Here is a 9,750-nt window from a genome sequence, read left to right on the forward strand (position 1 = left end):
GGGTGAACAACGCCGAGATCCTCCACTTCACCAGCCAGAGCCTGTGGCTGGTGCTGATCCTATCCATGCCCACCGTGCTCATGGCCGCCGCCGTCGGCACCCTGGTGTCGCTGGTGCAGGCGCTGACCCAGATCCAGGAACAGACCCTGGGTTTCGTCGCCAAGCTGATCGCCGTGGTCATCACCCTGTTCGCCACGGCGGGCTGGATGGGTAACGAACTCTATGCCTTTGCAGAACTGACCTTGCTCAAGATTCCCCTCGTGCGATGAGCATTCAGGACCTGCAACAGCTCATGCTGGCGTACACCCTGCTGCTGCCCAGAATCATCAGCTGTTTTGTGGTCATGCCGATCCTGAGCAAACAAATGCTCGGTGGCGGCCTGATTCGTAACGGCGTGGCCTGCTCGCTGGCGCTGTTTGCCTACCCGACTGTCGCCGGTACGCTGCCCATGACGCTCGACGGCATAGACCTGGCCATGCTGATCGGCAAAGAGGTGTTGCTCGGCCTGTTGATCGGGTTTGTCGCAACGATTCCGTTCTGGGCCATCGAGGCGACCGGTTTCATCATCGACAACCAACGCGGTGCCTCCATTGCCTCCACGCTCAACCCGACACTGGGCAGCCAGACCAGCCCCACCGGCCTGTTGCTGACGCAAACCCTGATCACCCTGTTTTTCTCCGGGGGCGCGTTTCTGACGCTGATCGGTGCGTTGTTCCAGAGCTACGTCAGTTGGCCGGTCGCAACCTTCTTCCCCTACATAGGCAGCCAGTGGGTGGACTTTTTCTACGGTCAGTTCGGGCAACTGCTGCGCCTGTGCCTGCTGCTGGCAGCGCCCCTGTTGATCGCCATGTTCCTGGCCGAATTCGGCCTGGCCCTGATCAGCCGCTTCGCCCCGTCCCTGAACGTGTTCATCCTCGCGATGCCGATCAAGAGCATCGTCGCCAGCCTGCTGTTGGTGATTTACCTGAACGTGTTGATGGAACACGCCTATGACAGCCTGCTGCTCGCACTCGACCCGCTGAGTCAGTTGCGCCCGGTACTGGAGACGCCATGAGCGCCGAAAAAACCGAACAGCCCACGCCAAAGAAACTTCGCGATGCACGCACCAAGGGCCAGGTGGTCAAAAGCAAGGAAGTGGTGTCCACCGCGCTTATCCTGTCGCTGATCGCCACGCTCATGAGTTTTTCCGACTACTACATGGAACACCTGGGGCAACTGATGCTGATGCCCGAGACGTACCTGAACCTGCCTTTCGGGCTGGCCTTGCAATTGATGGTGGAAAACCTGTTCCAGGAGATGGTCTACCTCTGCCTGCCGCTGTTGGTCGTCGCGGCACTGGTGGTCATCGTGGCGCACCTGGCCCAGTACGGTTTCCTGCTCAGCGGCGAGTCGATCAAGCCCGACCTGAAAAAGATCAACCCGGTGGAAGGCGCCAAGAAGATTTTCTCCATCCGCAGCCTGGTGGACTTCCTCAAGTCGATCATTAAAGTGGCCCTGTTGTCGTTGCTGGTGTGGACAACCCTGACCGGCAACCTGGATTCCCTGATCAGGCTGCCCGGCTGCGGCATGGGCTGCATCGCGCCGGTAATCGGCCTGTTGCTTGAGCAGTTACTGCTGGTGTGCGGCGTGGGGTTCGTGCTGATCTCGGCGCTCGACTATGCCTTCGAGCGATACCAGCACAGCAAGCAATTGCGCATGAGCAAGGACGAGATCAAACGCGAGTACAAAGAGATGGAAGGCAGCCCGGAGATCAAAAGCAAACGGCGTCAGTTTCACCAGGAATTGCAGTCGAGCAACCTGCGCGCCGACGTCAAACGCTCCTCGGTGATTATCGCCAACCCCACCCACATCGCAATTGGTATTCGTTACGTGAAGGGCGAGACGCCGCTGCCGGTCGTCACCTTGAAACACACTGAGGCACTAGCCCTGCAAGTGCGGCGCATCGCCGAGGAAGAGAACATTCCCGTATTGCAACGCGTGCCTCTGGCGCGGGCGCTATATCAGGACAGCCATGTCGACCAGTACATTCCCGCCGATCTGATCCAGACCACCGCCGAAGTCCTGCGCTGGCTCGACACCCAACAACAGACACCGCCCCCGGCCCTGTGAAAGACCTTCGACTTCCTCGGACTTTTTTGCGCCTTCGGAAATCGTCATGCCGATCCTGCTGTCAACACTAGTTGAAACATCACTTTACGCGAAAGCAGGCAGACGTCCTCATGGTCTCTTCTCACAAGTGAGTGTGTAGAACCCTTTCAACGGAAGAAGAGCAAATGAGCGCAGCATCACGGACGAATACGAGCCAAACGGGTGTTGAGCGAAATGATTTGACTGCACGCTACAGGGCTGAGTACACCCAGGTCGTAGAGCGTCTTGACACTCGCCGCCTAAGCGGGATTACGAAACAACCGTTGTCCAGAGAAGTCCGTGTGGTATGTAGTGTTTCTAGTCCAATGGGTGGCGGAGTGCCAGGAAGGTGCTTTTTAATATCGATCCCTCCCGCTCAGACTTCCAGCTGTTGGATTTCATGCTGTTTCGGTGTTAGCGCTTTGCTCTGCGGGGTAGCGCTTTGGCGCTCCTGCTGATCTTGGTCAACCCACCCGTATAGAACCGACTCGCCGACGCCGAGTGACGACTGGCTACGATGAAGCTGGAGTTTTGCTTAAGCACGAGGTCGACAGCCTCGTGTTTGAATTCAGCAGAAATGGAACGGCGTTGTTTGGTCATTTGACACCTCGATATGATCCTACGAAATAAAGTCTGTCGGATCGAATCCAGCAATTCCTGGGCTAGTCGGGGGGCCTAACAAAAAAAAAGTCTGTCGCCACGCCAATTTTTGAGGTTTTGAAGCCCGACTTACTGAATAAAGTCTGTCGAGATCATTCAAGCTATTGATTAAAAATCGGTTTTTCAATAAACAGCAGCACTGGTGCCGGCGCAAGCGCAATTGAGCTATTACGAACGAGAGTGCCTCAGCCGTCGGGTACCTGAAGAAGCGTCTAACCACTAACCGCCCAATACGCTGCTCACGGATTTCAATAAGCAACTATGGGAAAGGCGAGGAGCTGTTCAACAAGCTGCCGCCTTACCTGCAGCAGGCGTTACGGCATCTGACTGGCAGAGCTGATCATGATAGTGCCTGTGATCAGTGCTTCTGATCTTGCGGCTCTACGCGAACTGACAGGCTTTAGGACTCAGATTTGACGTAGTAGCACGCAAAAAACGCGCTTTCACCGATCAGTCTTCTGGCGGTTTGAGAAAACCAACTTTTTCAATAAAATTGGTCGTTATCTGACGAGCATAGCGACAATGGGTGGCTAGTCAGATTCTACGCAATCGGTGGTCACTCATAGGTAAGCGTATAGGTGGCAGAAGCGGTAGCACCACCGCTAGTGATCACAGGCTTCGTCTGTACGTAATTCGCAGAAATAGGAATATTACTGATGCCGCTCGGGAATGATCCCACACCTAACGGCGTTTTCAAAACGATAGGTCTACCGTTAGTATTTAGCTGTACAGCGACGCCGGTCGCTTCACTCCCGGTTTTATTCAGCCCTAATAAACTACCGCCATAACCTGGTTCGCCAGGGTTGCCATCAACTGTTAGCTTAACGGTAGTATCTTGTGGGCAATTGACAGATATATTGCGGTTCCCGACAGGGCCGCCGGGCGAACCAACACCGCTGAAGGCTGTTCGATCAACAGCCCCAAGTGGAATGACTACGTTTTTAGATCCATTTATTGAGCACACGACTGGCTTAGGCGATACAGTCATACAGCTTCCGCGTACTTGATAACCAGAGCCTATTACTTGCCGATAACAAACAGTCTCCGTCCTACCCGTACCGCTCCACCATAACCCTGGCCAGTAAGAAACTAGATTTCGCTCTATATAACTCCATTGCATATTTGGCGGAGACCCGTAGCTGATTACACTTCTCGTCCCAGCGTCATTAACTAGCTGTACTTGACCTAACGAACTATTTGGGCCCACATCAATAATACATCCCCCACCAACGCTAACCGGAGTACATATTCCATCACCAGTGGTGTTCGACGTAAATCTTACACTACCATCTACGCCCCTATTCAACACCACATTCGCGTACGAAAAGTTGCTCGCCATAAAAGTTAAAGCAAGCAATACAAAATATTTACCAGTCATCACATTTGCCCTCTCAAGAATCATAGCTATTTGGATTTACTTGCATAAAGTTACTTGCATCTGCGCAGATGCGTAACGAACATGAATTGCGGAAGTTTACGCGAGCATGTTGTTATCGCACTCTGTCAACAAGACTAAAATTGGGCGTTAACAAAGGATTATCGACACAGTGCTTCTATTGAGGCTATATTCGTCGACTGATTCGGAGCTGATTTCGAAAGTTGATATTCAGCGCTACATTTTTCTGAGGCGCCTTCTCCCCACTTCACATCTACGACGCCATGTTCAGCTAATCCGCTTAAATAGACTTCGCCACCTCCGCCCACGATACTATTATTCTTCTTTCCGTTTTGACTAACCGTCACGGTGGCACCAAAAGGTACGGACTTTCCTCGGAAATTCAACGTCAACAGCGCACGTCCCCCTACACGAGTATCGAACTCGGCCAATACTATCGCTCCACGTGTCGGCACCGCCGTCTGAGTAAAGTTACCAATATCTACATCATCGGACAGCGAGCTCGGGTCAAGCGAAACTCTATTTTTTCGGTACGCGCTGACGTATGGGACGACTGCATATCCCCATGGATCAGTACTTACACCGGTTTGATTTTCCAAGTCCACGTCGTTCGCGCCTGGAGCCCGAACTAACACGGAAGATTCCCCTAACGGTTGTGCAAATGTAACGCCATAGGGATGCGCAACCACTCCGCCTGCGAGCATGTAACTCAACGTTTGTGAGTCGTTACCGTAGCTGTAGCCAGCGCCAACCGTACCAAATCGACCCTTGTAGTCCAATGAAGCGCGGCCTGCATTGCCGCGTCCTTGGTTTGCATAACTCTCACTTGCCGAATAATTTAAATTGTTGTTCTTAAGCGCCGTGCCACTAATGCCTACTTCGTTGCTCGTGCGCCCGTCGCTATCTGTATTCAACTGATAACGCGCCCAAGTCGACGATCGAGCACTGCCTAGTGGTACTTGAACGCTGAATGAAACTTGCTGGTCACGCTCGCTATTGGGCGATTGTGTAGAGCCATATGTAACGCCAAATGTCATACCTTTGTAATTGCCAGTGTAACCAGCCAGCAATGTGCGCTCTTGCCCTATGCGTCCCCAATAGTCCTGCTGTAGGCCCGTCACATATATACTTCCGAACTCTTCCAGAGATTGAGATATCTGGACTGTAACTTTGCTACGTTTGTTGTAGAGGCTTCGCCAGTGCTCCTCCTCCTCAGCCAAAAGTTCGTTCACCTCACGAAAGTCATAAAAACCTTCCGTAGAGTATCTATAGCCTGCCAAAGTAAAAGTCGTCCCACTTTGAAAAATATCTTTGGCATATTGGGCTCGAAATGAACGGCCGGAGTGCTCTGAATCATCCTGCAGGATACTATTTGCTCGTGTTACATCTAGCGAGAGCGAGCCCCACTCCCCAAGTCCAACGCCAGCGCCAATCAACAAGGATTGATAGTTATCAGCCAACTGGGTACCAGTATAAAGTGTCAGCGCGCTGCTCAGCCCATAAGTGATGCTAGATTGTACGAAATTGGGCGTGGCGATGTTGGGAGATTGAGAGCGATATCGGCCACTTGCAATACTGTATTTTAGAGCGCCTTCACGCTGCATGATGGGCACAGCTGAAAATGGTTGAACGAAAGTGCGCTCAGAGCCGTCCGCCTCGCGAATTGTGACATCGAGATTACCACTACTTGCGGACGGGTATAGATCTGATATTGCAAACGCTCCGGGAGCAACTTGGGCTTGATATATAATATATCCATTTTGACGAACAGTAACTTGTGCATCGGTCTGAGCGATGCCTCGCACTACAGGTGCAAAACCTCGCATGCTGTCGGGCAGCATGTTATCGTCGGAGTATAATTGAACTCCTCGAAATTGTATGCTGTCAAAAACTTCGCCGGCAGACGTGGCATCACCCAATACGAACTGACTTTTCAGAGGGTGGATATCACGCTGTAGGTAGGTGTCAAGATTTTCCCAGCCTCCCTCATTGTTCGATTCTCCTCTGTTGCTTGTACTATCACTGTACGTCGAGTTGTTGCGCAATCGCCAGGCGCCTATATTTAGGCCGCTATTTAAGCGTAGAAACGTGGAATCAGTATCTACACCATTATGCGAGGCCTGTGAACCGTTCGCAGAATAACTCATCATCAGTGCTGGCATCCCTTGGTCCCACGACGCCGGATCTACAGCGTTACGAGCTATGGGTTTCATGGAGGCCTGAGGAACGCTAACTTTCAAGACTAGTTCATTAAAACTCAATCGCGCGCTAGCGTTCGGGATATACTCGCCCAAATCTGTCACGTATGCGCTATCGGGTGTTTTTGCGAGTACTGGAAACCTCTCCGTCATAATACCCATAGCCTTCAAATCCGCTACAGTGAGACAGGGGACTAGTACTTTTCCATCGGCCGACCTCACAAACTCGACACTCTTAGATTCGTAAAATTCGTTATTTACTAGTATATCGACACGATAAGTGCCGGGAGCTTGATTTCCTGCCGCAAATACTGACAAATCAACGGACGGCTGGTCTTCACGTAACTCAAGAGCTGACGGATCGAAATAATACTCCTCAGCTTGCGTAAAGTTCGTAAGCCCCAGACTGCCGAGAAAGACGCCAGTCAACGCGGGCAACCAGTTAGGTACGCGTGAAATTCGCTGGATACACGATAATGAACTAGAAAAAATAAACATATAAAACCTTTCTCGGTTACTCAAGCGAGCAGAAATACTCTATTGCGCTGCTTCAGCCGTAACGCCGCCATAATCGTTTATGGCTTTCCAAGTAACTTTCCCAGCTAACCCCTCAGGCAAGGTATGAGAAAGCTCGCTTTTTGGCGCCACCATGCCCGCATCATTGATCTTTTTGCCGCCGACACTTAGCTCGCGGAAGGACACGTAGTATGGGGTAGGATTGGATATACGAAGGATTCTATCTTTTTGAAAAAAAACTAGTTTCTTATATGCGTCCCCTGGCTCACCCTCAAGCTTGTCGGGCCGATAAAAAAGTTTTATACGCGTATTGACAGAAATCAAAAGACGATTTGTATCAGACTTTTCGACGGATGGTATGGACTTTATATTCAACCAAAATACAGACTCCCGGTCCATAGGCAGTTTTTTGCCAGCAAAGAAGATACGTAGTAGATTCTCTTGTCCCGCATCAAGTCGAAATAAAGGAGGCGTAATTATAAACGGAGCTTTTGTAGAAGTTTCCTGCAGTTCGTTATCAACCCACGTTTGAATAAGATAAGCATTCTTTTCTTCAGGATTTTTTACTGACAAAGCTACCTCTTTTTTATTAGCTTCGTAAACTACACGGGAGCCTCCCACTATCACACCAGCGTGAGCGTAAGGCATGAGACTGGCGAAAACACCAGCAAACAATAAGTATTTCAGTAACATATTTATTCCACCCTTACAAATTACTAAACCAAACATCCGGAAACACCGAGCACCCTCCACAGAAAATCAGAATCTAGGGGGGCCAGATGAATCCGGAATTGGTAAATCCGCTAATCAATACTTACGGATTGATAATCGTAAAGGTACCCACAGCATCAGCACCGCCTGACACGATCGATGCCGTAGACGGCGACACGTAAGCAGCAACATACTGAAGCGTTGCAGCGCCAGATGTGTCGGTTTTTTGTGGTGCGGAATCAGTGTTAAGAGGGACAGGCGCGCCGCTAATCTCATACAGACCAACTGCAACGCCCTGAGCCGTAGTTGCACCTGGGGTCAATTGCAAAAGCGCCGGGCTACCAGGCACTGCCGAGCCGGAAAAACGTACCTTTACATCCGAGTCAGCCGCACAACCGGTAACTGCGATAGTAAAGGATTTGTTACCAACTGGTGCGCCGGCGGTAGTGAAAGCGGATTTGCTAATTGCTCCCATAGGAATATTCTTGTTTTGATCACCTGCATCAACAACGCATGCGGTATCTTCAATACTACCTGTGATGTTTAAGGTGCCGTCAGCTGCGTTAGCAACCGACACCATGCTCAAACCAAAGAAACCTGCCAGCATAATTTTGTTCAGATTCACAATAACTCTCCATCAAAATGAAATGCAACTGAACGCCAGTTGCGCGAACGTAGATCTACCAAAAGAAAGGACATAACTGATGGTAGCAACGAGGAAGTAAGAGCTGAGTACGCTGCCTCATTCCACCTTCGCCGCAGGAAAGATACTGCCTTAACTACTTTGGGTATGACATGAGACTTGTCTCAAACGGCGTCAATATTTTTGAACGCCGGGATCATTTTTCATGAGCTTTTGAAGTAAAGGCTGTTGATGCTGACCTCGACTCAATCCAAAGACCGACGCAAGACCGTGCCATCCCCATAACTGCAATTTTCAAGCAAAGGCAACAATTCAGCGAAGTCTCAGACCGGATCATTGGGACCCCGGCGGTTAAGTCAATTCGAAATCGACGCCAACGGTGCGCTCTTACAACGCACGCGATTGCCTCAAATATTATTTAACGACAACGTCAGTTGCTAATGGCCACAGAGTGGCGAAAGCCTAATCCGGCACTGCACGGTCGTAACCACTCATGGTGATATAGCCAGCGTATTCATAAATGCCGCACCATTATTAGCGCTGCGGTAATTACGCCGATAGCACCACAGGGTGCGTCAGACAATATTTGGAGGGATGCTCGGTTTCTTCGCTTGCACGGGTACGATCGCATTATTAGTAAATTAAGCTGGCTTAAAGCCAATTAATTAACCGTATCGCCCTCCATTTGAATCAAATTAAAAGCTCTAACTTCCTTCATCATGGTTTAGCAAACAAGAGAGCCGTCACATCGCTCCAGATTCTTGGTACTTTAAAACCATTTTTTCCAGAGTTAAGCGGCCGTCAACCTGCTAAAACAATTGGGCTGCGGCGAGATTCTGGTGGCGAGCAACGGCACCGAATCCTTATCCGTGCTGCAAGGAGTGGGTGCCGTGGACGTGGTGGGTTGTGACCTAGAAATGGAAGGCGTGGGTGAGCTGGAGTTCATTCAACGCATCAGTGCGATCGGCCAGGTCGACGCAATCATTGTCAGCAGCGGATTGCTGGCCAGAGAGCGAAAATTCAGGTCCGCATGGTGCTAAGTGCCTTGCAACTGCCTAAAGGGGCGCTAGTTCGGGAGGGGGCACACGAGGCTGCAACATCTTGTCAATCAGTCACGTCTTAAAATCACTAAATCTCTCAAGTCTGTGCGAAAAATGTCGACTACCTTCTTAATATCTCAAGAGGAACATCGATATGAACAGTATGCGTTTTCTGATGACTACAGGCTTGCTTGCGGTGTGGGCGGGCGCATGCATGGCTGGATCCCAAGGCGTGATTCAATTTCATGGCAGCATTGTTGAGTCGGGATGTGCGACATCGTCCGGGAGCAGCTCGATAATGGAGTTGAAGGGGTGCCCGATTGCCAGCCGTGGTAGCCATTTCGATGTACGGCCGGTTGCCAGCGATAAAGCGTTGGGGAATGCGGCGCCAAACATCAAGTTGGTAGCCGACATCGGCGATGGGCGCTATTACGACCAGCGGTATGTATTGGTGGATAG

At 50.8% G+C, this 9,750-nt stretch carries 8 protein-coding genes and 1 pseudogene; 4 read left to right on the plus strand and 5 right to left on the minus strand.

Annotated elements, in window-relative coordinates:
- The first annotated feature begins 2 nt into the window (after window positions 1–2).
- The 3 genes from sctS to sctU are packed head-to-tail and all read left to right on the plus strand — an operon-like array spanning window position 3 to window position 2,109.
- Window positions 3–269, plus strand: coding sequence for a type III secretion system export apparatus subunit SctS (gene sctS / locus ACI77I_RS02875; RefSeq protein ID WP_076963264.1), 267 nt, complete (start codon window positions 3–5; stop codon window positions 267–269).
- The gene (gene sctT, locus ACI77I_RS02880; protein WP_094949081.1) at window positions 266–1,054 is read left to right on the plus strand and encodes a type III secretion system export apparatus subunit SctT; all 789 of its coding nucleotides are present in this window, start codon (window positions 266–268) and stop codon (window positions 1,052–1,054) included. The genes sctS and sctT overlap by 4 nt, the downstream gene beginning before the upstream one ends.
- Complete coding sequence (gene sctU, locus ACI77I_RS02885; RefSeq protein WP_406996922.1) at window positions 1,051–2,109, plus strand: type III secretion system export apparatus subunit SctU; 1,059 nt, start codon at window positions 1,051–1,053, stop codon at window positions 2,107–2,109. The genes sctT and sctU overlap by 4 nt, the downstream gene beginning before the upstream one ends.
- A 400-nt stretch (window positions 2,110–2,509) precedes the next feature.
- Here the strand turns inward: sctU and ACI77I_RS02890 are convergent.
- From ACI77I_RS02890 to ACI77I_RS02910, 5 genes and pseudogenes are all read right to left on the minus strand, one after another.
- Window positions 2,510–2,727: pseudogene (locus ACI77I_RS02890) on the minus strand (transposase); the annotation flags it as partial.
- 616 nt (window positions 2,728–3,343) lie between these two features.
- On the minus strand, window positions 3,344–3,775 hold the full coding sequence (locus ACI77I_RS02895; protein ID WP_406996923.1) for a fimbrial protein: 432 nt from the start codon (window positions 3,773–3,775) through the stop codon (window positions 3,344–3,346).
- Window positions 3,776–4,323: 548 nt separating this feature from the next.
- Window positions 4,324–6,879: a fimbria/pilus outer membrane usher protein gene (locus tag ACI77I_RS02900; protein WP_406996924.1), complete on the minus strand. Its 2,556-nt coding sequence runs from the start codon at window positions 6,877–6,879 to the stop codon at window positions 4,324–4,326.
- 39 nt (window positions 6,880–6,918) lie between these two features.
- Window positions 6,919–7,590, minus strand: a complete 672-nt coding sequence (locus tag ACI77I_RS02905; protein WP_406996925.1) for a molecular chaperone — start codon at window positions 7,588–7,590, stop codon at window positions 6,919–6,921.
- Window positions 7,591–7,711: 121 nt separating this feature from the next.
- Window positions 7,712–8,233 carry a fimbrial protein gene (locus ACI77I_RS02910; RefSeq protein WP_406996926.1) on the minus strand — a complete coding sequence of 174 codons (522 nt, stop codon included), beginning with the start codon at window positions 8,231–8,233 and terminating at the stop codon, window positions 7,712–7,714.
- An 857-nt stretch (window positions 8,234–9,090) separates the two neighbouring features.
- Between ACI77I_RS02910 and ACI77I_RS02915 the strand changes: the two genes are divergently transcribed.
- Window positions 9,091–9,291, plus strand: coding sequence for a hypothetical protein (locus tag ACI77I_RS02915; RefSeq protein ID WP_406996927.1), 201 nt, complete (start codon window positions 9,091–9,093; stop codon window positions 9,289–9,291).
- Window positions 9,292–9,750: the final 459 nt, after the last annotated feature.

This window comes from Pseudomonas sp. D47 (genome assembly GCF_045447305.1).
Classification (GTDB): Bacteria; Pseudomonadota; Gammaproteobacteria; order Pseudomonadales; family Pseudomonadaceae; genus Aquipseudomonas.